Here is a 20,208-nt window from a genome sequence, read left to right as displayed (position 1 = left end):
CATTGCACCATAAATGGAGAAGAAAGAGCATGGCGATCATCGGAACCGCGCTTCAGCCGTTCAAGGCCACCGCATATAAGGAAGGCAAGTTCGTCGACGTCACCGACGCCGATGTGAAGGGCAAGTGGGCGGTCTTCTTCTTTTACCCGGCCGATTTCACCTTCGTCTGCCCGACCGAACTCGAGGATCTCGCCGACGTCTATCCGACGCTGCAGAAGATGGGCGTTGAGGTCTATTCGGTGTCGACCGACACGCATTTCAGCCACAAGGCGTGGCACGACACCTCGCCCGCGATCGGCAAGATCAACTATTACATGCTGGGCGACCAGAACCACGCGCTGTCGAACCAGTTCGGCGTGCTGCGCGAGGGCGTCGGCCTCGCCGACCGCGGCACTTTCGTGCTTGATCCCGATGGCGTGATCCAGCTGGTCGAGATCACGCCGGAAGGCGTGGGCCGCAACGCCGCCGAGCTGCTGCGCAAGGTCAAGGCCGCGCAATATTGGGTCAGCCATCCGGGCGAAGTCTGCCCGGCCAAGTGGGAAGAGGGTGAAGAGACCCTCGCTCCCTCGCTCGACCTCGTCGGCAAGATCTAAGACGATCTAAGCGCCCGCTCGCCCTCTTGCGGGCGCTTCAGACGGCCCGGGGCGAACCTTCCCGTCGCCCCGGGCCTAATTGTTTCCAGAATACAGGATTTGCCATGCTCGACGCCCATCTGACGCAGCAGCTCGAAGCCTATCTCGCGAACATTCGCGAGCCGATCGAGCTCGTCGCCAGCCTGGGCGACGACGCCAAGTCGCGCGAACTCGGCGGTCTGCTGGAAGAGATCGCGGCGCTGAGCGGCAAGATTTCGATCGTTCAGGCAGACGACAAGCGCAAGCCCAGCTTCATGATCCGCCGCACCGGTACCGATATCGGCGTGCGCTTTGCCGGCATCCCGATGGGGCATGAATTCACCAGCCTCGTGCTCGCGCTGCTGCAAGTCGGGGGCCACCCGTCCAAGGCGGCGCAGGAGGTGATCGAGCAGGTCAAGGGCCTCGACGGCGAACTGCACTTCGAGACCTATTTCTCGCTGTCGTGCCAGAACTGCCCGGACGTGGTGCAGGCGCTCAACCTGATGGCCGTGCTCAACCCCGGGATCAGCCACGTCGCGATCGACGGCGCGCTGTTCAAGGACGAGGTCGACAGCCGCAAGGTGATGGCCGTGCCCACCGTCTTCCTCAACGGCGAGCCTTTCGGTTCGGGCCGGATGGAGCTGGAACAGATCGTCGCCAAGCTTGATAGCGGCGCCGACGCCAAGGCGGCGGAGAAGCTGAGCGCACGCGAGCCTTATGACGTGCTGATCGTCGGTGGCGGCCCGGCCGGCGCGGCCTCGGCGATCTACACCGCGCGCAAGGGGCTGCGCGTCGGCGTCGTGGCGGAGCGGTTCGGCGGGCAGGTGCTCGACACGATGGGCATCGAGAATTTCATCTCGGTCCCCTACACCGAAGGCCCCAAGCTCGCCGCGCAGCTCGAAAGCCACGTCAAGGACAATGACGTCGACATCATGAACCTGCAGCGCGCCGAGAAGCTGATCCCGGCGAAGCACGAAGGCGGACTGCACGAGGTCGAACTGGCCAATGGCGCCCGGCTCAAGGCGAAGACCATCATCCTTTCGACCGGCGCACGCTGGCGGCAGATGGGCGTGCCGGGCGAGGACGAGTATCGCAACAAGGGCGTCGCCTATTGCCCGCATTGCGACGGTCCGCTGTTCAAGGGCAAGCGCGTCGCGGTTATCGGCGGCGGCAATTCGGGCGTCGAGGCGGCGATCGACCTCGCCGGCATCGTCGCCCACGTCACGCTGATCGAGTTCGACAGTGAATTGCGCGCCGACGCGGTGCTCCAGCGCAAACTCGCCAGCCTCCCCAACGTCAAGATTATCACCTCGGCGCTGACCACTGAAGTGAAGGGCAATGGCGAGAAGGTGACCGGCATGGCGTACAAGAACCGCGAAGACGGCAGCCAGCATGACATCGAGCTGGAAGGCATCTTCGTCCAGATCGGACTCGTGCCCAACACCGAATGGCTCAAGGACGCGATCGCGCTCACCCCGCGCGGCGAGATCGAGATCGACGCGCGTGGCGAGACCAGCCAGCCCGGCATCTTCGCCGCCGGTGATGCCACCACGGTACCGTACAAGCAGATCGTGATCGCAATGGGCGCGGGATCGACCGCCGCACTGTCGGCATTCGACTATCTGATCCGTCTGCCCGCTGAGGAACAGATCGAAGCCGCAGCCTGAAGTCGGCTGGCATTTATCGGCTACATCACTTATATCTGCTCCACTCATCGGCTGGAGCGATCAATGGCGCAGACCTATCTACCGACGCTCAAGCAGCTCCAGTATCTCGTGGCGCTCAAGGATCACGGCCATTTCGGCCGCGCCGCCGAAGCATGCTTCGTCACTCAATCGACCTTGTCCGCCGGGCTGCGCGAGCTGGAGACGCTGATCGGCGTGGTGCTGGTCGAACGCACCCGCCGCGTCGTCCGTTTCACGCCGCTTGGCGAGCGGATCGTCGACAAGGCGCGCCGCGTGCTGCGCGAGGCGGACGAACTGTCCGACCTTGCCCGCGCGGCGGGGCGGCCGCTGTCGGGCGAGATGCGGATGAGCGTCATCCCGACGATCGCGCCGTTCCTGCTCCCTCGCATCCTGCCGCGGCTGCGCCAGGGCTATCCCGACCTCAAGCTGTTCCTGCGCGAAGAACCGAGCGGCGCGGCGTGCGAGAGCCTAAACACCGGCCGCACCGATTGCGTGCTGCTCGCCCTCCCCTATGCCTGTGGGGACGTCGAAACCGCGCCCTTGTTCGACGACCGGCTGTTCGTAGCGTTTCCCGAGGGCGAATATGCTGCGGATCATGAAGCCGTGACGTCGAGCGAGATCGACGAGACGCGGCTGTTGCTGCTGGAAGACGGCCACTGCCTCAAGGACCATGCGCTTGCCGCCTGCAACCGCCCCGAATTGCGTGCAGAGGCGACGATGCTCGGCACCTCGCTGCACACGATGGTGCAGATGGTCGATAATGGCCTGGGCGTGACGATGCTGCCCGAAATGGCGCTTGCCGCCGGCATCCTCGACCATACGCATGTCGCCGCGCGCCCGCTCAAGGCCGACAACCCCTCGCGGCGGATTGCATTGGTATGGCGCAAGGCGTCACCGCGCGAGCGTGATTTCCGCCTGCTCGCCGAGGTTCTCGCTCAGTCGGGCGCCGACTGAGCGGTCCAGCGCGCGGCAGCCTGATGATCGCCCGGCCGCGCATCGACCCAGCTCGCCGCTTCGCCACGCTGCTCGCGCTTCCAGAAGGGCGCATCGGTCTTGAGCCGGTCGATCAGATAGGCACAGGCTTCGAGCGCGGCCTGGCGATGCGACGCCGCGGTGGCGATGAACACCACCCGGTCGCCCGGCGTCATCGGCCCGACCCGGTGCACGATCACCGCCGACAACAACGACCAGCGCGCCAACGCCTGCTCGGCGAGATCGCACAGCGCCGATTCGGTCATGCCGGGATAATGTTCGAGTTCGAGGCAGGTGACGCCGTCGTCGCCGCGCACGATACCGGTGAAGCTCGCCACCGCCCCCGCCCCGGTCTCCTCGACCCCGGCGAGCTCGGTGCCGATGTCGATCGGCGCATGATCGACCGAAACGCGGATCATCCGCCGGTCACCGGCGGGAACAGCGCGACTTCCTTGGCCGCGCCCAACGGCGTGTCGAGCGGCACGAAACGCTGATCGACCGCCGCGCGCAGCTTCGTCAGATCGGCCAGTGCTTCGTCGTGCCCCGCGCTGCGTCCGCGCAGCCACTCTGCGAGGTCGGCGACGGTGCGAACCGCCTCGGGCGGATCGACCTGCTCCTCACCGGCGCCGATGCGCTCGCGGACCCAGGCGAAGTACAGCAGCTTCATCAGCTATCCATGTGCTTGAGGCCGACGCGCAGATAATCCCAGCCGGTGATCAGCGTCAGCACCGCCGCGCCCCATAGCATCGCGAGGCTGGTCGTATGCACCCAGATCTGGTCAGGCACCGCGCCCGCCAGCACCAGGCCGCCGAGCGACGTCAGCTGCAGCGCGGTTTTCCACTTGGCGAGCGCCGACACCGGAACCGAAACCTGCGCGCCGCCCAGAAATTCGCGCAATCCCGACACGGCGATCTCGCGCAGCAGGATCACCAGCGCCGCGATCATGTGAATGCCCGGAATGATCCCCTTGGCGCACAGGATCAGGATCACCGCCGCGACCATGATCTTGTCCGCGATCGGATCGAGAAACACGCCCAGCTTCGACACCGTCCCGCGCGAGCGCGCGAGATAGCCGTCGAAATAGTCGGTGATGCCCATCAGGCAGTAGGTCGCGAAGCCGAGCGCATAGCCGGCCTCCCATTCGGGCCACCACAGGAAGAACAGCAGCAGCGGCACCGCGACGATTCGCGAAAGCGTCAGGATGTTGGGCAGGGTCAGCATCACGCTCCGCTCTAGCACCGAGCGCGGCGGCAATCATCCCCTGCGCAACAGCCCCCGCAACTTCGCTGTCATATGGGGGCGATAGCGGTTGCCGCCACCCGTCCGGCAGGGCTATGCCGGGATCAGTATCGACGGACGAAGGCCCGCCACACATATGATCAACGCGCTCGGATTGCTCAAAGAGCGCCGTTTTCTGCCCCTGTTCGTCACGCAGTTTCTGGGGGCGTTCAACGACAATCTGTTCAAGACCGCACTGGTGCTGTTCGCCACCTATTCGGTGTTCAACGACGCCACGCAGGAAAGCTATTTCAACGCGCTGGCGACGGCGCTGGCGATCATCCCGTTCTTCATACTCTCGGCGCTCTCCGGACAGCTTGCCGACACCTATGACAAGGCGCGGATCATCCGCATCGTCAAGACGGTCGAGATCGGCATCATGCTGTTCGGCGTCGCCGGCATCTGGGTCGCGAAGCACGGTTATACCAATCTCGGCATCGGCATGATGCTGGCGGCGGTGTTCATGCTCGGCACGCATTCGACCTTCTTCGGCCCGATCAAATACGCGATCCTGCCGCAGCATCTGAAAGACGACGAAGTGCTGGGCGGCACCGGGCTGGTCGAGGCGGCGACCTATCTCTCGATCCTGCTCGGTACGGTGATCGCCGGCTGGGTGTCGGTCGAGACCGCGGGCTTTCTGACGCTGGCGGTCGCGGCGATCGGCTGGTTCACCGGCCGTATCGTCCCCTCCGCGCCGCGCGCCGGGCCGATGCTCAAGGTCAATTACAACCCGGTGACCTCGTCCTGGCGGCTGGTCGGCGCGACGATGCACATCCCGCGGCTGTTCCTGGCGATCTGCGCGATCAGCTTTTTCTGGACGATCGGGTCGGTGCTGATCGTGATCTTCCCGCCGCTGGCAAAGAACATCCTGACCGCAGACGAAAAGGTCGCCAGCCTGATGATCGCGATCTTCTCGGTCGGCGTCGCGATCGGGTCGGTGATCATTAATTCGATGCTCAAGGGGCGGATCTCGGCTAAATATTCACCGATGTCGGTACTGCTGATGGCGGGGATCGTGATCGCCTTCTCGATCGAATCGCGGATGTGGGTGCCGGCGCCCAATGGCGGCCTCTACAATGTCGCCGACTTCATCGTCATGCCGCAGGCGTGGCTGGTGCTGCTGACGCTGATCGGCATCTCGATCACCGGCGGCATGTTCGTGGTGCCGCTTTATGCCTTCCTGACCACCACCGTGACCAAGGACCAGACCGCGCGCACCGTCGCGGCGAACAATATCGTCAATGCCGGTGCGATGACGCTGGGCGCGGTAGCGGTGATGATCATCACCGCGGCGGGCGTGGGTCCGGCCGACATGTTGCTGCTGGTCGCGGCGATGTGCCTGATCTCAGCCTGGATCGCGCAGAAGCTGCACCTCGCCTGCGATTAGAGCAGGAACGTATAGAAGCAGACAAAGAACGCGACGAAGCTCGTCGCGAACAGCTTGAGGTCGCTGTCGTCCTCGCGCTTCTGCACCATCGCGCGCACCTGCGGCATCCGCCTGCGGAAGGGATGGCCGGCGGTCCGGCGGTCGAGCGTGGCTTCGCGTCGCATGGCGAGGAGTTAACGCCTCGTTTACGAATTCGGCCACTGGTAAATTTGGTTAAGCGCCGTTCGGATTCGGGACGGCGCGTCAAAATGAAAAGCCCGGGCGAGACCGTCGTCTCGCCCGGGCTTTTCATGTTCCTTCGGGAAGGATTGGTGGAGCCGAGGGGGATCGAACCCCTGACCTTCGCAATGCCATTGCGACGCTCTCCCAGCTGAGCTACGGCCCCATCCGTCCCGGGAAGGCGATGGCCTTTAGCAGCCATCGCGTGCTTTGCAATCGGGTTTCCCCGGTTTTTTCAGCTTTCCCGGCTTTTAGCTTTCGTCGTCGGCGTCGCCAGTGTCGACGCCCAGGTCGTCATCGCCGCCCAGATCGACATCATCGTCGGGCGAGCCCTCGGCGTCCTCATCGACATCCAGATCCGCATCCAGATCGGTATCGTCGTCCTTCTTGACGGCCTCGGCCTTCACCACCTCGAACGGCAGCGGCTGCTTCGACTTCAGGATCGGCTCCGGCTCCCACGAGAAGCTGCAGGCGATGCAGGTGACCGGCTCGTCTTTCTCGAGATCATAAAAACGCGTTGCGCATTTCGGGCAGGTCCGCTTCGTGCCCCATTCCGGCTTCACCATAGTGCCGCTCTAGCCTTTTCTTCGATTTTCAAGGGTGACGGGAACGTCTGTCCCCGTTTGAAGTGGCGCGCGCCTTGCCATAGCGCAAGCCCCCTGTCAAAGCCGCCGCCGATGAGCGCCTCGACACCCTTCCCTTACGCCATTTCCGCACGCGGTCCACTACGCGGGGCCCTGACCGTGCCCGGCGACAAGTCGATCAGCCACCGTTCGCTGATGTTCGCGGGCCTCGCGGTCGGCGAGAGCCGGATCGAGGGGCTGCTCGAGGGCGAGGACGTGCTCGCCACCGCCGCCGCGATGCGCGCGATGGGCGCCCGGATCGAGCGCGACGCCGACGGCGTGTGGCATGTCTGGGGCGTCGGCGTCGGCGGGCTGCTTCAGCCCGAGACCGCGCTGGAGATGGGCAATTCGGGGACATCGACGCGGCTGCTGATGGGGCTGGTCGCGAGCCATGGCATCACCGCGACCTTCACCGGCGACGCGTCGCTCTCCAAGCGGCCGATGGGCCGCGTGATCGAGCCGCTGTCGGCGATGGGCGCCGAATTCACTTCGAGTCCCGGCGGTCGTCTCCCGCTGACGATGCGCGGGCTCAACCCGGGGGTGCCGATCGAATATGTGCTTCCGGTCGCCTCGGCGCAGGTCAAGTCGGCAGTGCTGCTCGCCGGGCTCAACACACCCGGCATCACGCGCGTCATCGAGCCGGTACCGACGCGCGACCATAGCGAGCGCATGCTCGCCGGATTCGGCGCCGAATTGACGATCGAGGAAACGGCGCAGGGCCGCATCATCTCGATCCGCGGCGAGGCGGAATTGAAGCCGCAGCAGATCACCGTGCCCGGCGATCCTTCCTCAGCGGCATTCTGGCTGGTGGCCGCATCGATCGTGCCCGGTTCGGACGTCACCATCGCCAATGTCGGACTCAACCCGACCCGCACCGGCATCATCACCGCGCTGCGCATGATGGGTGCGGACATCGCCGAGTTCGATTCGCGCACCGTCGGCGGCGAGCCGGTCGCCGATCTGCGCGTCCGCCACGCGCCGCTGTCTGCGATCGAGGTACCGCCCGATCTCGCGCCGAGCATGATCGACGAATATCCCGCATTGTTCGTGGCCGCCGCCTTCGCGCAGGGCCGCACCGTCGCGCGCGGTGCCGAGGAGCTTCGCGTCAAGGAGTCGGACCGGATCGCCGCGATGGCGGCCGCGCTCGGCGCCAATGGCGTGGCGCTCGAAGAGTATGAGGATGGCCTCGCGATCACCGGCAGTCGCGGCGAGCCGATTCCCGGCGGCGCTCAGGTCGCCTCGAAACTCGACCATCGTATCGCGATGAGCATGACCGTGGCTGGACTCGCCGCGAAAGCCGAGGTGAGCATCGACGACGCCGCCCCGGTCGCGACCAGCTATCCGGGGTTCTTCCAGACCCTCGATCACCTGACTGGCCGAAACGAACCCGCATGATCATCGCCGTCGACGGACCCGCCGCATCGGGCAAGGGGACCATCGCCCGGGCACTCGCGCGCCACTATCACTTGCCCCACCTCGACACCGGCCTGCTCTACCGCGCCGTCGCCGCCACCGTGCTGCGCGAGGATTTGAAACCCGAGCGCGAGGCGGACGCCGTGGCGTCATGCGGCTTTGACGACCTGCTCCTCGCCGACGAATATCTGCGCACTGACGAGGTCGGGCAGGTCGCCTCGGTCGTGTCGGCGCATCCGCTCGTCCGCGCGGCTTTGCTCCAACGCCAGAAGCGATTCGCGCTACAGCCGGGCGGTGCCATTCTCGACGGGCGCGACATCGGCACGGTGATCGCGCCCAACGCCGACGCCAAATTGTTCGTCAAGGCGACCCCCACGATCCGCGCGCAACGCCGTCATGCCGAGCTCAAAAAGCACGGTGTGATGGTCAGCCTGAACAAGGTGCTGGCCGACATCCGTGCCCGCGACGAGCGCGATACCAAGCGCAGCGAAGCGCCCTTGCTCGCCGCGCCCGATGCGGCGGTGCTGGACACCAGCTTCCTCTCGATCGAGTCCGCCGTGCAGAAAGCGATCGAGTTCGTCGAGAAGCAGCGCGCGGCAAGGGCCACAGGCTAATTTACAGGCGGCATGCGTTCGCGCGCCTGAGCTTCCAGAAACCGGTCGAGCAGCGTCAGCCGCATCGCGATGTCTTCCCGATAAGACGCACCGGGCGGTGACAGCTTGAGCGCATCAGCCCAATAGGACCGCGCCGCTGCGAACTGCCCCGCGCGGACATAGGCCAGACCATAGAAGAAGCGCGGCCCCGGATGCTTCGGCGCCAGCGCGACCGCGCGACGGAAGGCGACCCCTGCGGCCGGCGACACCGTCCGCCCATCCGCCTCGGTCAGCGTCATGCCTAGCCAGGTCCACAGCGCCGCGTCCTTCGGCGAAGAACGCACGCCGCCCAGCATCAGCTTCGCCGCCTTCTCGGGATCACCGCCGCGAATCAGCGCGTCGGACGCGAAGAAATAGCCGTCGAGATAGGTGAAGCGCCCGAACATCGCGCTGCGCAGGTCGCGCAGCGTCGGATCGTCGGCCTGCGCCTTCCTCGCTGCCTCGACCGGCGCTCCGGGCAGTTCGGGCCGTGCCTGAAGCGCATAGCCCGCTGCGCCCAGCATCAGCGCGGCGCCCGCGAACGACCACAGGCTGCGCGGCAGGCCCAGCGCCCACAGCGCCGCAAACACCGCCGCGCCGATCGCGGCGAGGATGACCCACCCCATCATTTGCGCCGCCGCTTCAAGGTGCCGCGGGCCAGCCACAGCCCCGCCCCCAGCAACAGCAGCGGCGCCAGCCACAAGGGCGCGGTCGTCCAGCTGAATGGCGGATCATAGGTCACGTAACTGCCATAGCGTTCGACCAGCCAGGCGCGCACGGCTTGCGGCTGCTCGCCCGCGGCGATCTTCTGGCGCACGATGCGGCGCATGTCCGCGGCCATGTCGACGTCGCTGTCATGAATCGACTGACCCTGACAGACGAGGCAGCGCAGCTCGGCCATCAACTCGGCCGCCTGCGCTTCCTTCGCCGCGTCAGGGATCTGCACATAGCCGAAATCAGCCGGCGCTCCCGCCGCCAGCACAAGGCTCAGCAGCAGGCTCATCGCGCATCCTCCAGCGCCTGCAGCAGCCTGGGCACGTCCTCTTCGCGGATGTCGCCGATATGCTGCATGGCGATCCGCCCCCGCCCGTCGATCACGAACGTCTCGGGCACGCCCGACGAGCCGATCCCGATCTGCACCTGGCTCTGCCCATCGCTGCCGATCCGCGCATAGGGATCGCCGTTGCGCGCGAGGAACGCACCGATCGCCTCGGGCGTGTCGCGGATCGCGATTCCGTCAATCTCGACGCCCGCCTGCCTGAGCCTCATCAGATGCGGCGCCTCGGCGATGCACGGCACGCACCAGCTCGCGAACACATTGAGCAGCCGCGGCTTGCCCGTGGCGAAGTCGGCGCGCGTCACCCCGGGCTTGCCAGCGACCATCGGCGCCAGCGTAAAGTCGGGCAGCGGCTTGCCGACCAGGGCCGACTTCACCACCGTTTGCGGCGGCACCAGCAAGCGCGACCCGGCAATCACCATCAGCACGGCGAACACCAGCAGCGGTACCCACAGCAGCCAGCGCTTCATTCCGCGTCCTCCCGCCGCTTGGTGTTGCGCCGCTCGCGGAACACGCGCCCGATCAGCGACAGCGCCCCGCCCAGCGCGATCAGCGCGCCGCCGAACCAGATCAGCGTCACGAACGGCTTCCACCACAGCCTCAGCTGCCAGCGCCCCTCGGCATCCTGCGCGCCTAGCACCGCATAGAGCTGACCGTCGGCACGCGTGCGGATCGAGGCTTCGGCGGTGTCGGTCGGCGGCGAGGAATAGAAGCGGCGCTGCGGCGTCAGCAACAGCGGCGTGCTGCCCTCGCCGCGCGTCGCGGTCACCCGGCCTTCGACGGCAGACCAGTTATCGCCCATCACCGGTGCGACGCCGTTCAGCACCACGCGCCACGGCCCGACATAATAAGGCTGACCATAGCGCGCGGCGACCAGCCGCTCGCTGGTGAACGCGCTATCGGCAGCCATGCCGGCGAGGCTCACCGCCACGCCGAAATGCGCGACCACCATCCCCCAGGTGAACAAAGGCGTGCGCAGCAAATTGCGCTTCCACAGCGGCGCGAAGCTCGCAATCGTCAGCCCCGCCGCCAGCCCCAGCCCGGCGATCTCCATCCAGCCGGTGCCGGGCGCCGCCGCGAACATCGCCGCCATCGCCAGCAACGCCGCGGCTATCGGCACGGTCACCCGCTGCAACAACGCATTCGCCTCGTCACGCCGCCAGCGCAGCAGCGGCCCGGCCGACATCGCCGCAACCAGCAGCAGCGCGATCGGCCCGGTGGTCTTGTTGAAGAAGGGGGGGCCGACCGACAATTGCTGCCCCATCGCCTGCGCGACGATCGGATAGAGCGTCCCGATCAGCACAATGCCGAGGATGACGCTGAGCAGCAGGTTGTTGAGCACCAGCCCGCCCTCGCGGCTGAGCAGATCGAACCCCTGCCCCGCCTTCACCCGGCCCACGCGCGCGCCATACAGCGCCAGCGCGCCGCCGATATAGATCGCCAGCAGCACAAGAATGAACGACCCGCGCGTCGGATCGACGGCGAAGGCATGCACGCTGGTGAGAATGCCCGATCGCACCAGGAAGGTGCCGAGCATCGACATTGAGAAGGCGACCACTGCCAGCATCAGTGTCCATGCGCGCAGCCCATCGCGCGCTGCCAGCACATTGACCGAATGCAGCAAGGCGGTTGCCGCCAGCCACGGCATCAGCGACGCATTCTCGACCGGATCCCAGAACCACCAGCCGCCCCAGCCGAGCTCATAATAGGCCCAATAGCTGCCCGCAGTGATGCCGAGCGTCAGAAACACCCACGCGCCCAATATCCACGGCCGCATCGCCCGCGCGAACACCGGCCCGACCTCGCGCGTCACCATCGCGCCGACCGCGAAGGAAAAGGCGATCGAAAGCCCGACATAGCCGAAATAGAGCGTCGGCGGATGGAACGCCAAACCCGGGTCCTGCAACAGCGGGTTCAGCCCCATGCCGTCGAGCGCAGGCGGATCGAGCCGCGTGAACGGGCTCGAAGCGATGACGAGGAAGGCGTAAAAGCCAAGCGCGATGAACGCCTGCGCGCCCAAAGTCGCGGTCAGCGTCGCGCGGTCGAGCTTGTGCTCGAGCACCGCGATCGCCGCCCCGGCCAGCGCCAGCACGGTGACCCACAGCAGCATCGAGCCTTCATGGTTCCCCCATGCGCCCGCGAACTTGTAGAGCCAGGGTTTGGCCGAATGGCTGTTCTGCGCGACCAGCAGCACCGACATGTCGGATTGCAGGAACAGCAGGATCAGCAGCCCGAACGAGAGCGCCGCGAGCACCCCCTGCACGATCGCCACCGGCCGCACCGCTGCGACCAGTTCGTCCTGCTTCAATCGCAGCCCCAGCCCCGCACAGGCAAGCTGCAACAGAGCCATCGCCGCGGCGAGCCACAGCGCCGCAAGACCGGCCTCTGCGATCATGCGCTAACCGTCATTTGGCGAGCGTATCCGGCGAGGGCATCTTGTCGGCGATCTCGGGCGGCATGTAACGCTCGTCATGCTTGGCGAGCAGATTGTCCGCGACGAAGCCGCCCTCGGCCGTGAACTTGCCCTCGGCGACGACGCCCGACCCTTCCTTGAACAGGTCAGGCGCGACGCCGGTGAAGCGCACCGGTACCTTCGCTTCCTTGTCCGCGACGACGAACGCGATCGTGACGCCATCCTTGAGATGCTTGAGCGAGCCCTTCTCGACCATCCCGCCGAGCCGAACGGCCTTGTCGACATCCGGCTTCCGGGTGGCGACATCGCTCGGCGTGTAGAAGAACGCCGCCTGATCCTGCAGCGCCGACAGCGCCAGCGCGCTCGCCCCGCCGATCGCGGCCAGCGCCGCCAGCCCCAGGAACAGCCGCTGATGCTTGCGCTTCATGGCCGGTTCCTCAGCGCTTCGGCAGCAGCCTCGGCGCGCCGCATCGCCAGCCAGCTGAACAGCGACAGTCCACCGACGCCGGCAACGACGACCGCATAGGCGGCGATGATGAACGGCCAGTGATTCATGCCGCCATCCGCCTGATCCGCGCCTCGACACGCTGCTCAGCCAGCACCGCCCGCATCCGCATCAGCACGAGTCCGCCGAACAGCAGCGAAAAGCCCGGCAGCGTCAGCAACAGCGGCCACAGCATCGAATCGTCGATCGTCGATTGCGTGAGCGTCAGGCTCTGCCCCTGATGCAGCGTGTTCCACCACACCACCGAATAGCGGATCACGGGCAGCAGCACCGTCCCCGCAATCCCGAACAGCGCGGGAATGCGCCCGTCCCCGCCGCGCTCGCGGTCGGCGCGCTCGAGCGCGATCCATGCGACATAAACGAAGAACAGCAGCAGCATCGACGTCAGCCGCCCGTCCCATTGCCACCAGGTGCCCCAGGTCGGCCGTCCCCAGATCGATCCGGTGATCAGGCACAAAGCCGCGAACACCGCCCCGACCGGTGCGATCGCCCGCGCGGCGAGGCTCGCCAGCGGGTGGCGCCAGACAAGATAGGCGAAGCAGGCGATGGCCAGGCTGCTCCAGCCGCCCATCCCGAGCCACGCGCTCGGCACATGGACGTAAAGGATGCGAACGCTCTCCTTCTGGAGATAGTCGGGCGGCGTCTGCGTGAGGCCGCCCCACACGCCGGCCAGCACCAGCAGCAGCCCGCTCCAGAACAGGATGGGCGTCAGCGGGCGCGCGATCTTGAGGAAGCGCGTAGGATTGGCGAGAGCGTGGATCACGGCGTTTGCGCGGCTTTAGGCGAGTTCGCGCCGCGAATCCACGGCCCTCTTGCGCTTCGCGTCAGCTCCGCCCGATCAGCCGCTTGGCGATCATGTCGGCGACATCGCTCGCGGGCGCGCCCGTGCGGTCGCTCTCGTCCCACACCTCGATCAGCCGCTCCGGTATTTTCGCGATGCGCGCCTCGACCTCGGCACGGTCGCCATGGCCGAGATATTCGAGGCCGACATTGATGATGCCGCCCGCGTTGATCACATAGTCCGGCGCGTAGAGGATGCCGCGCGCATGGACGCGATCGCCGTCCGCCCGCGTCGCGAGCTGGTTGTTCGCGCCGCCCGCCACTGCCTTGCAGTCGAGCGCCGCGATCGACTCGGCGGTCAGGATCGCGCCGAGCGCATTGGGGCTGACGATGTCGGCCGATACGCGCAGGATCTCATCCGCGCCGACCGCATCGGCGCCCAGTTCGGCCGCCAGCGCCGCCGCCTTGTCGTGGTTGACGTCCGCCAGCGTCAGCTTCGCGCCGTCCGCCGCCAGCCGCCGCGCGAGTCCGCCGCCGACGCTGCCGACGCCCTGCACCGCGACATGCACGCCGGCCATCGAATCGGCGCCGAGGGCCCGCTTCGCCGCTGCCTTGACGCCAAGATAGATGCCGAGCGCCGTGAACGGCCCCGGATCACCGCCGGCGCTGCCGCCCTCGACCGGCAGGCCCGACACATGGCGCGTGCGCGTCGCGATCACCTTCATCCGGTCTTCGGACATGCCGACATCCTCGGCGGTCACATAACGCCCGCCGAGCGATTCGACCGCCTCGCCGAACGCCGCCAGCTGCGCCTCGCTGATCGTCGCGCCGCGCTCGGGCGCCAGCACGACGCCCTTGCCGCCGCCCAGCGGCAATCCCGCCATCGCATTCTTGAAGCTCATACCCCGCGACAGTCGCAGCGCGTCGGTCACCGCGGCGGCGCTGTCGGCATAATGCCAGAAGCGCACGCCGCCTGCCGATGGCCCGAGCTTGGTGCTGTGGATCGCGATCACGGCGCGCAGCCCGCTCGCCGGGTCGGTGACGAAATGCACCCCCTCATGCGAGTCGAAATCGGGAAGGTCCCACACGGCAGTCATCGCTTGCTCCACATGCTAATTTTATTTCTCAATCGCGTAATATTATTTTGAACTGCACGGCGCCAGCCCAAATTCGCGAGAGAAGAAAAATGGGGCGACCGACGGGACTTGAACCCGCAACTTCCGGCATCACAAGCCGGTGCTCTAACCAATTGAACTACGATCGCCGTGGAGCGGCGCGCTTAGCGGGGCCATAGGCCGGTCGTCAAGCGCTCTGGCGCTAGCCCCGATTTGCGCCTTCTGGCAAAGGCGGCGGCATGGATTCGAGCATCCCTGCCTCGGGCTTTCCGATCGAGCCCGTCATCGCCCGGCTGGGCGCCACGCCGGCGATCCAGCGCGTGCCCAACCCCAGGCTCACGCTGTTCATCCGCAGGGCTTTTCTCGAGCCGGAGCTGTGCGCGTCGCTGATCGACAGGATCGACACGAACCGCCGCCCCTCGACCATCTCCGACTATAATGGCGACGCGGTGTTCCGCACCAGCGAGACCTGCGACCTGTCCGCGGCCGACCCCGACGTGATGGAGGTCGAGCGCCGAATCGCCGCGCTGACCGGCATCGATCCCGCGCATGGCGAGCCGTTGCAGGGCCAGCGCTATGAGGTCGGGCAGGAATTCAAGGCGCACACAGATTATTTCGAGCCGCATGGCGTCGATTTCGAGAAATTCTGCTCGGTCGCGGGCCAGCGCACCTGGACCGTGATGGTCTATCTCAACGACGTCGAGGCCGGCGGCGCGACGCGGTTCAAGACGATCGACAAGATCGTCCGGCCCGAGACCGGCAAGCTGCTCGCCTGGAGCAACCTCCGCCCCGACGGCACGCCCAACCCGGCGACGCTGCACCACGCGATGAAGGTCCGCGCGGGCCTCAAATACGTCATCACCAAATGGTTTCGCGAACGTCCCTGGGGCTGATCGGCGCGGCTGACGGAAAAAGAAAAGCCCCGGCCGCACGTGACGGCCGGGGCTTTCCCCCTTTTGCGCTGACCCTCGCGGATCAGAATTTCACGGACGCACCCAGGCTGAAGGTGCGGCCCTGGTCGTAGCGGTTGACGTACACCGTCTTGCCCGACGCGAAGGTTTGGAATTCCTGATATTTGGTCTTGGTCAGGTTGCGCGCCTCGAACTTCAGCTCGATCTCGCCGTCGAACACCTTGACCGCCTGCCGCGCGACAACGTCGAGCCGCAGGCCCGGCTTCTCGTACACATCGGGCAGGAAGCCCACGCCCGATGCGTTCGAGGCGCCGCGCGCGGTCACGCGCTCGCTCGCATAATTGACCAGCACCGTCAGCTGCGACGTCGATTCGGTGTCCTCGATGCCGAGCTGGAAGTTGATCAGGTGATCCGACTGGCCGGTCAGCGGCGCGCCGTCGCGGTACAGCAGGTTGGCGGGGCGCAGCACGATCCCGCCCGGGCCGGCGTTGATGTCCGGCACCAGCGTCGCATCGGCGGTGATCTTTGACTTGGTGTAGGTGTAGTTCGCCACCAGCACCAACCGCCGCGTCGCGAAGAAATCGCCGCCCAGCGTGTCGAGCGGGAAATGCTTCTGAAGCTCGACCTCGCCGCCGTACAACTGCGCCTCGGGCACATAGGAGAAGCCGGTGGTGATGCGCGAATCGAGCGTCGGGAAGGCCGAGACCTGCTCGATCGGGTTCTTGATCTTCTTGAAGAAGCCCGCCGCCGTCACCCGCTCGTTGCGGCCGAAGAACCACTCATAGCGCGCCTCGGCATTGTAGAGCTGCGAGTCGACCAGCGCCGGGTTGCCGAAGAACAGCCGGTCGCTATCGAAGTCCTGATAGAATTGCGGCGCCAGCTCGCGGAACTGCGGGCGGGCGATGGTCTTCGATCCGTGCAGGCGCAGCTGCATGTTCTGCGCGAAGTTCCACGTCACTGTCGCAGCCGGCAGCCAATAGGCATTGTCCAGCACCGTGCCCGCACCCGCGACGTTCGTGCTGACGAACTCGTCAGCCTTTTCGTAGCGCACGCCGAAGGTCGCCTTCACGCCGTCAATCGGTTCGATGTCGGCCTGGACGTAGCCGGCATGGATGGTCAGGCCCGCGTCATAGACCGCCGCGCCCTGCCCGCCCGAGATGTTGTCGAGCACGAGGCACAGCCCGTTCGGACACCCGCCGAGCTGGCTGTTGGTCGCCTGCAGCACCGACGGCGTCAGCAGCAGGTCGGGGCGCAGATAGCGGTAACCCAGCGGCAGCGCGCCGCCCGGCTCGTAACGATAGGCGAAGCTGAAGCGGCTCGAGCTGCGGGTCTGGTCCTGATAATAATAGCCCGCCGACAGCCGCACCGGGAAGCTGGTGTTGAGCTTGTACGACAGGTCGGCCTGCCCGCTCCACAGCTCCTCGTCGAGCTCGCTGAACGCGATGCTCGCCTGCTCGGTGGACGAGTTGAGCGCGTTGACCCAGCCGTTCACCGTCGTGTCGTAACGCGACACGAAGCTGCGTTCATATGGCGAATCGCGCTTGGTCTTGGCATAGGCGCCGCGCACGTCGAGGCTCAGGTCGTTCCACTTGAACTCGCCGACCAGCTGCGATTCGAACAGCTCGCGCTCGAACCATGCCGTGGTCTGGTTGAAGCGCTCGAACCCCGAGCTGTTGGGATAGAGCGTCGCCGACGCGCCGCGCGCCTGCTTGACCGTGTCGTGGATATAGACGTTGGTCCAGCGGATCGTCTGGTCGCCGAATTCCGCGCCCAGCCCGACCAGCCCGTTCACCACCGCGCGATTGTCGGTGATGATTGTGCGGTAGTCGCTGCGCAGGATGCCGGTCTCGTCGTTGCTGTCCTGCTGCAGCACGTCGCGCGTGCGCCAGCTGTTGCTGATCCCCGCCGAGGCGACGATGCCGAACTGCACGTCGCCCGCATTGAAGCGCTGGCCCAGGCTGAACTCGCCCGAGAAGTTGGCGGGGATGTGGTAATTGCCCTGCATGATCGTGGTCGGCGTGTTGGTCAGCTGCGCGACCTGATTGGCCGGGATCTGCGCGCCGTTGAGGCCGACATCCTTGATGAAGGCGGGCACTGCGCGGGTGCCGTCGTCATAGCCGCCCCAGTCGTTGCTGCCGCCCTGATAGGCATAGCCATATTCGCTGGTCGTCTCGGTATCGAAGGTCACGCTGCCGCCGAGTGAGACGAAGCCTTCCTTGGGGATCGCCTTGGTGGTCAGGTTGATGACGCCGCCGCCGAACTCGGCCGGATAGTTGACCGAATAGGTCTTCTGGACCAGCGCCGATCCGACCACGCTGGTCGGGAAGATGTCGAGCGGCACGGTGCGGCGCAGCGGTTCGGGCGACGGCAGCGGCGAGCCGTTGAGCAGCGCCGAGGAATAGCGGTCGCCAAGGCCGCGCACGAACACGAAGCCGTTGCCGACCACCGACATGCCGGTGACGCGGGTCAGCGCGCCGGCGATATCGCCTTCGCCGGTGCGCGCGATGTCTTCCGCCGACAGCACCGACACCACTTGCGGCGTCGCGCGGATCACGTTGGGGATGTTGCGCCCGATCACCACGATCTCGCCGCCCTCCGACGCATCGGCGCCCGGCGTGGAAATCTCGACCTCTTCCTCGGTCTGTGCCGGCTCGATGGCGGGCGGTGCGGCCGGCGCCGGTGCGCTGTCCTGCGCGAACGCGGCCGGCGCGACGAGGTTGGTGGTCAACAGGAGCATGGCTCCGAACGCGAATGGCTTCTTCATGAGCTTATGCCCCGCTCGATATTCTTCTTATTGAAAGCCGCCGGGGCGAGGCTGTGACCTCGGCCCCGGCGGAACTTCACGCGCCTGCCGCCGATCAGCGGTTGTTGCAGGCGAAGTAGACCGACGTGAAAATCGGCGGACCCTGATCCTGCAGCGCGGTATCAGCCGCGCGGATCGTGCCCCGCGCCGCGGTGCCCGCGATCACGTTGAGGCAGGGCACGCTGCTCTGCAGGATGCCGTTGACGTAGCGGCTGTCGGCGCTGCCGCGGATGCGAAGCGCGCCGGTGGTCGCGGCGGTGTGGATGAAGGTGAAGTTCGAGATGGTCGCGTTGGTGCGCGGCAGCAGGTCCTCGTTGCCGTTCGAGTCGACCTCGAGCGTGAACGAGTCGCTGGTCGCACCGCCCGGCTTCTGCGCGACGACCAGGAACTGGACAAAGCCGCGATAGCCATTGTCGTAATCGAAGCCGTCATCGTCGGCGCCGGTGATCGCGATGTGCTTGAGGTTCGCGGTGCCGCCGAACACCTCGATGCCGTCATCGGCCGAGTTGTGCGACTGGACATGGTCGATCTGCGTCCCCGAACCGACGCCGCCCAGCGTCAGGCCCTGCAGTTCGTTGCCGCCGCCCGCCGAGATGTCGATGCCGGTGAAGCGGATCTGGACATAGGAAATCCGGCCGCTGTTGCTGCTCTTGTTCGGTCCGCCATAGAGGCGCGTGGTGGTCAGGCCTTCCGCGGTGTTGTCGCAGGTCGTGCTGGCGCCGTTTGCGTCGTTCGGACCGGTGCCGGTGCGGCACACGCCGGTCGGCGCCTGGCCAAGCAGGATGATGCCGCCCCACTGGCCCTGGGTCGAATCCGAGGTGCCGGTCGGCGACAGGTTCTGGCGCGAGGTGAAGATGATCGGCAGCGAGGCGGTGCCGACCGCGTCGAGCTTCGACCCGCGGTTGACCAGCAGCACGTCCGAAACGGCGTCGGTCGGGTTCGACACGACGGTCACGCCGGCTTCGATCGTCAGCGTCGGGCCGGTCGCGGCGCCGGTGGTACCGGCATCGGTGCCGACCTCGACGTTACCGTCGAGCAGATAGGCGACGCCGGTGATGCGCGGCAGCGTCAGGTTCGCAGTGACCGCGTTCGGGATGCGGCACAGGCGGACGTTGGTGTTGGTGCCGCCGTCGGTGGTGCCCGCCGGGCAGGCGCTGGCCGCCGGGGTCGCGGCTGCGGCGACGACGAGCGGCGGGGTGTTGCACGACGCGCTCGACGCGCCGAAGTTCGCCGACGGCGAGTTGCAGGTCCACTGCTGGAACGCGGTGTCGCCCGAGCCGCTGAACGCGCCCAGATGGCTGCCCGCGGTGAAGAAGGTGCCGCCGGTGCCGGCGTTCAGCGTCGTCGGGTCGGTCGCGACCGGCGTCGGCGTCAGCGCCGAGATCGTCGGTGAGGCGATGGTCGGGCCGGAGCCGACCGCATAGACGCGGATGCCGCTGGCATTGTTGTTGGTGCCGGGCGAGGTCGTCACCAGCGCCAGCTGCTCGGCGGCGGTGATGGTGAAGGCCGCATCGACCTGGCCGCCGGTGCCGGCGAACTCGGCCGCGGCGATCGCGGCGGGGGTCGGCGTCGGCGTCGGCGAGGGCGCCGGGGCCGGCGGGTTGATCACGACATTGCCGGCGCCGGGCGTCGCGATGCTGGTCGCGCCATCGCATGCCGCGAGCGTCGCGCCGGCGACGCTGGTCATGAGGATGAGGCTGATACGCTTGAAGTCGGCCATGAAATTCTCCGTTCGATCGGTCCCGATGGGTCAGGATTGGGCGCGTGCCCGGATCGACTCGGATCATCCCCCTGCCGATCGCAC

The 20,208-nt window shown here is 66.6% G+C and carries 22 protein-coding genes and 2 tRNA genes; 7 read left to right on the top strand and 17 right to left on the bottom strand.

The window, feature by feature from the left end; all coding sequences use genetic code 11:
• The first annotated feature begins 29 nt into the window (after nucleotides 1–29).
• The 3 genes from ahpC to M9978_RS01320 all read left to right on the top strand — a co-directional run bounded on the left by ahpC (nucleotide 30) and on the right by M9978_RS01320 (nucleotide 3,250).
• A complete protein-coding gene (ahpC, locus tag M9978_RS01330) occupies nucleotides 30–593 on the top strand; it encodes an alkyl hydroperoxide reductase subunit C (protein WP_254291047.1) in 564 nt (187 codons plus the stop codon).
• Nucleotides 594–697: 104 nt separating this feature from the next.
• The gene (gene ahpF, locus M9978_RS01325) at nucleotides 698–2,278 is read left to right on the top strand and encodes an alkyl hydroperoxide reductase subunit F (RefSeq protein WP_254291046.1); all 1,581 of its coding nucleotides are present in this window, start codon (nucleotides 698–700) and stop codon (nucleotides 2,276–2,278) included.
• Nucleotides 2,279–2,341: 63 nt separating this feature from the next.
• On the top strand, nucleotides 2,342–3,250 hold the full coding sequence (locus M9978_RS01320) for a hydrogen peroxide-inducible genes activator (RefSeq protein ID WP_254291045.1): 909 nt from the start codon (nucleotides 2,342–2,344) through the stop codon (nucleotides 3,248–3,250).
• Here M9978_RS01320 and M9978_RS01315 read toward each other — a convergent pair.
• Genes M9978_RS01315 through pgsA form a run of 3 tightly spaced genes read right to left on the bottom strand, consistent with a single transcriptional unit; the run spans nucleotide 3,232 to nucleotide 4,489 of the window.
• Entirely contained in the window at nucleotides 3,232–3,687 is a 456-nt protein-coding gene (locus tag M9978_RS01315) for a molybdenum cofactor biosynthesis protein MoaE (protein ID WP_254291044.1), read from the bottom strand. The genes M9978_RS01320 and M9978_RS01315 overlap by 19 nt on opposite strands.
• Entirely contained in the window at nucleotides 3,684–3,935 is a 252-nt protein-coding gene (gene moaD, locus M9978_RS01310; protein ID WP_254291043.1) for a molybdopterin converting factor subunit 1, read from the bottom strand. Before moaD ends, M9978_RS01315 begins: the two co-directional genes overlap by 4 nt.
• Nucleotides 3,935–4,489 (bottom strand): CDP-diacylglycerol--glycerol-3-phosphate 3-phosphatidyltransferase, encoded by a 555-nt coding sequence (pgsA, locus tag M9978_RS01305; RefSeq protein ID WP_254291042.1) that lies wholly within the window; start codon nucleotides 4,487–4,489, stop codon nucleotides 3,935–3,937. The genes moaD and pgsA overlap by 1 nt, the downstream gene beginning before the upstream one ends.
• A 154-nt stretch (nucleotides 4,490–4,643) precedes the next feature.
• Between pgsA and M9978_RS01300 the strand changes: the two genes are divergently transcribed.
• Nucleotides 4,644–5,933, top strand: a complete 1,290-nt coding sequence (locus tag M9978_RS01300) for an MFS transporter (protein ID WP_254291041.1) — start codon at nucleotides 4,644–4,646, stop codon at nucleotides 5,931–5,933.
• Here M9978_RS01300 and M9978_RS01295 read toward each other — a convergent pair.
• The 3 genes from M9978_RS01295 to M9978_RS01285 form a co-directional block, all read right to left on the bottom strand.
• The gene (locus tag M9978_RS01295; RefSeq protein WP_254291040.1) at nucleotides 5,930–6,097 is read right to left on the bottom strand and encodes a hypothetical protein; all 168 of its coding nucleotides are present in this window, start codon (nucleotides 6,095–6,097) and stop codon (nucleotides 5,930–5,932) included. The two genes, M9978_RS01300 and M9978_RS01295, sit on opposite strands and share 4 nt — an antisense overlap.
• 145 nt (nucleotides 6,098–6,242) lie before the next feature.
• Nucleotides 6,243–6,318, bottom strand: a tRNA-Ala gene (locus M9978_RS01290).
• Between the two features lie 85 nt (nucleotides 6,319–6,403).
• A complete protein-coding gene (locus M9978_RS01285; RefSeq protein ID WP_254291039.1) occupies nucleotides 6,404–6,718 on the bottom strand; it encodes a TIGR02300 family protein in 315 nt (104 codons plus the stop codon).
• A gap of 111 nt (nucleotides 6,719–6,829) precedes the next feature.
• On the opposite strand from M9978_RS01285, the gene aroA reads away from it, so the two are divergent.
• Nucleotides 6,830–8,170 carry a 3-phosphoshikimate 1-carboxyvinyltransferase gene (gene aroA / locus M9978_RS01280; protein ID WP_254291038.1) on the top strand — a complete coding sequence of 447 codons (1,341 nt, stop codon included), beginning with the start codon at nucleotides 6,830–6,832 and terminating at the stop codon, nucleotides 8,168–8,170.
• A complete protein-coding gene (gene cmk / locus M9978_RS01275) occupies nucleotides 8,167–8,802 on the top strand; it encodes a (d)CMP kinase (RefSeq protein ID WP_254291037.1) in 636 nt (211 codons plus the stop codon). The genes aroA and cmk overlap by 4 nt, the downstream gene beginning before the upstream one ends.
• Here cmk and M9978_RS01270 read toward each other — a convergent pair.
• The 9 genes from M9978_RS01270 to M9978_RS01230 form a co-directional block, all read right to left on the bottom strand.
• Nucleotides 8,799–9,449 (bottom strand): tetratricopeptide repeat protein, encoded by a 651-nt coding sequence (locus M9978_RS01270; protein ID WP_254291036.1) that lies wholly within the window; start codon nucleotides 9,447–9,449, stop codon nucleotides 8,799–8,801. The two genes, cmk and M9978_RS01270, sit on opposite strands and share 4 nt — an antisense overlap.
• Nucleotides 9,446–9,823: a cytochrome c-type biogenesis protein gene (locus M9978_RS01265; protein ID WP_254291035.1), complete on the bottom strand. Its 378-nt coding sequence runs from the start codon at nucleotides 9,821–9,823 to the stop codon at nucleotides 9,446–9,448. The genes M9978_RS01270 and M9978_RS01265 overlap by 4 nt, the downstream gene beginning before the upstream one ends.
• The gene (locus M9978_RS01260; RefSeq protein WP_254291034.1) at nucleotides 9,820–10,347 is read right to left on the bottom strand and encodes a DsbE family thiol:disulfide interchange protein; all 528 of its coding nucleotides are present in this window, start codon (nucleotides 10,345–10,347) and stop codon (nucleotides 9,820–9,822) included. The genes M9978_RS01265 and M9978_RS01260 overlap by 4 nt, the downstream gene beginning before the upstream one ends.
• Nucleotides 10,344–12,272 (bottom strand): heme lyase CcmF/NrfE family subunit, encoded by a 1,929-nt coding sequence (locus M9978_RS01255; RefSeq protein ID WP_254291033.1) that lies wholly within the window; start codon nucleotides 12,270–12,272, stop codon nucleotides 10,344–10,346. Before M9978_RS01255 ends, M9978_RS01260 begins: the two co-directional genes overlap by 4 nt.
• 10 nt (nucleotides 12,273–12,282) lie before the next feature.
• Nucleotides 12,283–12,717 (bottom strand): cytochrome c maturation protein CcmE, encoded by a 435-nt coding sequence (gene ccmE / locus M9978_RS01250; RefSeq protein WP_254291032.1) that lies wholly within the window; start codon nucleotides 12,715–12,717, stop codon nucleotides 12,283–12,285.
• The gene (ccmD, locus tag M9978_RS01245) at nucleotides 12,714–12,845 is read right to left on the bottom strand and encodes a heme exporter protein CcmD (protein ID WP_254291031.1); all 132 of its coding nucleotides are present in this window, start codon (nucleotides 12,843–12,845) and stop codon (nucleotides 12,714–12,716) included. Before ccmD ends, ccmE begins: the two co-directional genes overlap by 4 nt.
• Nucleotides 12,842–13,558: a heme ABC transporter permease CcmC gene (ccmC, locus tag M9978_RS01240; RefSeq protein WP_254291026.1), complete on the bottom strand. Its 717-nt coding sequence runs from the start codon at nucleotides 13,556–13,558 to the stop codon at nucleotides 12,842–12,844. The genes ccmD and ccmC overlap by 4 nt, the downstream gene beginning before the upstream one ends.
• Nucleotides 13,559–13,619: 61 nt before the next feature.
• Nucleotides 13,620–14,672, bottom strand: a complete 1,053-nt coding sequence (locus M9978_RS01235) for a Leu/Phe/Val dehydrogenase (protein ID WP_254291024.1) — start codon at nucleotides 14,670–14,672, stop codon at nucleotides 13,620–13,622.
• Between the two features lie 90 nt (nucleotides 14,673–14,762).
• Nucleotides 14,763–14,839 (bottom strand) — tRNA-His (locus tag M9978_RS01230).
• A 90-nt stretch (nucleotides 14,840–14,929) separates the two neighbouring features.
• Between M9978_RS01230 and M9978_RS01225 the strand changes: the two genes are divergently transcribed.
• Nucleotides 14,930–15,583: a prolyl hydroxylase family protein gene (locus tag M9978_RS01225; RefSeq protein ID WP_254291022.1), complete on the top strand. Its 654-nt coding sequence runs from the start codon at nucleotides 14,930–14,932 to the stop codon at nucleotides 15,581–15,583.
• Nucleotides 15,584–15,665: 82 nt separating this feature from the next.
• On the opposite strand, the gene M9978_RS01220 is transcribed toward M9978_RS01225, so the two are convergent.
• The gene (locus M9978_RS01220) at nucleotides 15,666–18,365 is read right to left on the bottom strand and encodes a TonB-dependent receptor domain-containing protein (RefSeq protein ID WP_254291019.1); all 2,700 of its coding nucleotides are present in this window, start codon (nucleotides 18,363–18,365) and stop codon (nucleotides 15,666–15,668) included.
• Nucleotides 18,366–18,459: 94 nt separating this feature from the next.
• The gene (locus M9978_RS01215; RefSeq protein WP_254291016.1) at nucleotides 18,460–20,124 is read right to left on the bottom strand and encodes a beta-helix domain-containing protein; all 1,665 of its coding nucleotides are present in this window, start codon (nucleotides 20,122–20,124) and stop codon (nucleotides 18,460–18,462) included.
• Nucleotides 20,125–20,208 lie beyond the last annotated feature (84 nt).

It is taken from the genome of Sphingomonas tagetis (assembly GCF_024211275.1).
Classification (GTDB): Bacteria; Pseudomonadota; Alphaproteobacteria; order Sphingomonadales; family Sphingomonadaceae; genus Sphingomonas; species Sphingomonas tagetis.
Note: the sequence above shows the minus strand (reverse complement) of the source record. Positions and strands in the feature narration are given on the sequence as shown.

Excerpts from the sequence above, each read along its gene's own strand:
- ahpC (WP_254291047.1), top strand. The coding sequence starts at position 30 with ATGGCGATCATCGGAACCGCGCTTCAGCCGTTCAAGGCCACCGCATAT.
- ahpF (WP_254291046.1), top strand. The coding sequence starts at position 698 with ATGCTCGACGCCCATCTGACGCAGCAGCTCGAAGCCTATCTCGCGAAC.
- M9978_RS01320 (WP_254291045.1), top strand. The coding sequence starts at position 2,342 with ATGGCGCAGACCTATCTACCGACGCTCAAGCAGCTCCAGTATCTCGTG.
- M9978_RS01315 (WP_254291044.1), bottom strand. The coding sequence starts at position 3,687 with ATGATCCGCGTTTCGGTCGATCATGCGCCGATCGACATCGGCACCGAG.
- moaD (WP_254291043.1), bottom strand. The coding sequence starts at position 3,935 with ATGAAGCTGCTGTACTTCGCCTGGGTCCGCGAGCGCATCGGCGCCGGT.
- pgsA (WP_254291042.1), bottom strand. The coding sequence starts at position 4,489 with ATGCTGACCCTGCCCAACATCCTGACGCTTTCGCGAATCGTCGCGGTG.
- M9978_RS01300 (WP_254291041.1), top strand. The coding sequence starts at position 4,644 with ATGATCAACGCGCTCGGATTGCTCAAAGAGCGCCGTTTTCTGCCCCTG.
- M9978_RS01295 (WP_254291040.1), bottom strand. The coding sequence starts at position 6,097 with ATGCGACGCGAAGCCACGCTCGACCGCCGGACCGCCGGCCATCCCTTC.
- M9978_RS01285 (WP_254291039.1), bottom strand. The coding sequence starts at position 6,718 with ATGGTGAAGCCGGAATGGGGCACGAAGCGGACCTGCCCGAAATGCGCA.
- aroA (WP_254291038.1), top strand. The coding sequence starts at position 6,830 with ATGAGCGCCTCGACACCCTTCCCTTACGCCATTTCCGCACGCGGTCCA.
- cmk (WP_254291037.1), top strand. The coding sequence starts at position 8,167 with ATGATCATCGCCGTCGACGGACCCGCCGCATCGGGCAAGGGGACCATC.
- M9978_RS01270 (WP_254291036.1), bottom strand. The coding sequence starts at position 9,449 with ATGATGGGGTGGGTCATCCTCGCCGCGATCGGCGCGGCGGTGTTTGCG.
- M9978_RS01265 (WP_254291035.1), bottom strand. The coding sequence starts at position 9,823 with ATGAGCCTGCTGCTGAGCCTTGTGCTGGCGGCGGGAGCGCCGGCTGAT.
- M9978_RS01260 (WP_254291034.1), bottom strand. The coding sequence starts at position 10,347 with ATGAAGCGCTGGCTGCTGTGGGTACCGCTGCTGGTGTTCGCCGTGCTG.
- M9978_RS01255 (WP_254291033.1), bottom strand. The coding sequence starts at position 12,272 with ATGATCGCAGAGGCCGGTCTTGCGGCGCTGTGGCTCGCCGCGGCGATG.
- ccmE (WP_254291032.1), bottom strand. The coding sequence starts at position 12,717 with ATGAAGCGCAAGCATCAGCGGCTGTTCCTGGGGCTGGCGGCGCTGGCC.
- ccmD (WP_254291031.1), bottom strand. The coding sequence starts at position 12,845 with ATGAATCACTGGCCGTTCATCATCGCCGCCTATGCGGTCGTCGTTGCC.
- M9978_RS01235 (WP_254291024.1), bottom strand. The coding sequence starts at position 14,672 with ATGACTGCCGTGTGGGACCTTCCCGATTTCGACTCGCATGAGGGGGTG.
- M9978_RS01225 (WP_254291022.1), top strand. The coding sequence starts at position 14,930 with ATGGATTCGAGCATCCCTGCCTCGGGCTTTCCGATCGAGCCCGTCATC.
- M9978_RS01220 (WP_254291019.1), bottom strand. The coding sequence starts at position 18,365 with ATGAAGAAGCCATTCGCGTTCGGAGCCATGCTCCTGTTGACCACCAAC.
- M9978_RS01215 (WP_254291016.1), bottom strand. The coding sequence starts at position 20,124 with ATGGCCGACTTCAAGCGTATCAGCCTCATCCTCATGACCAGCGTCGCC.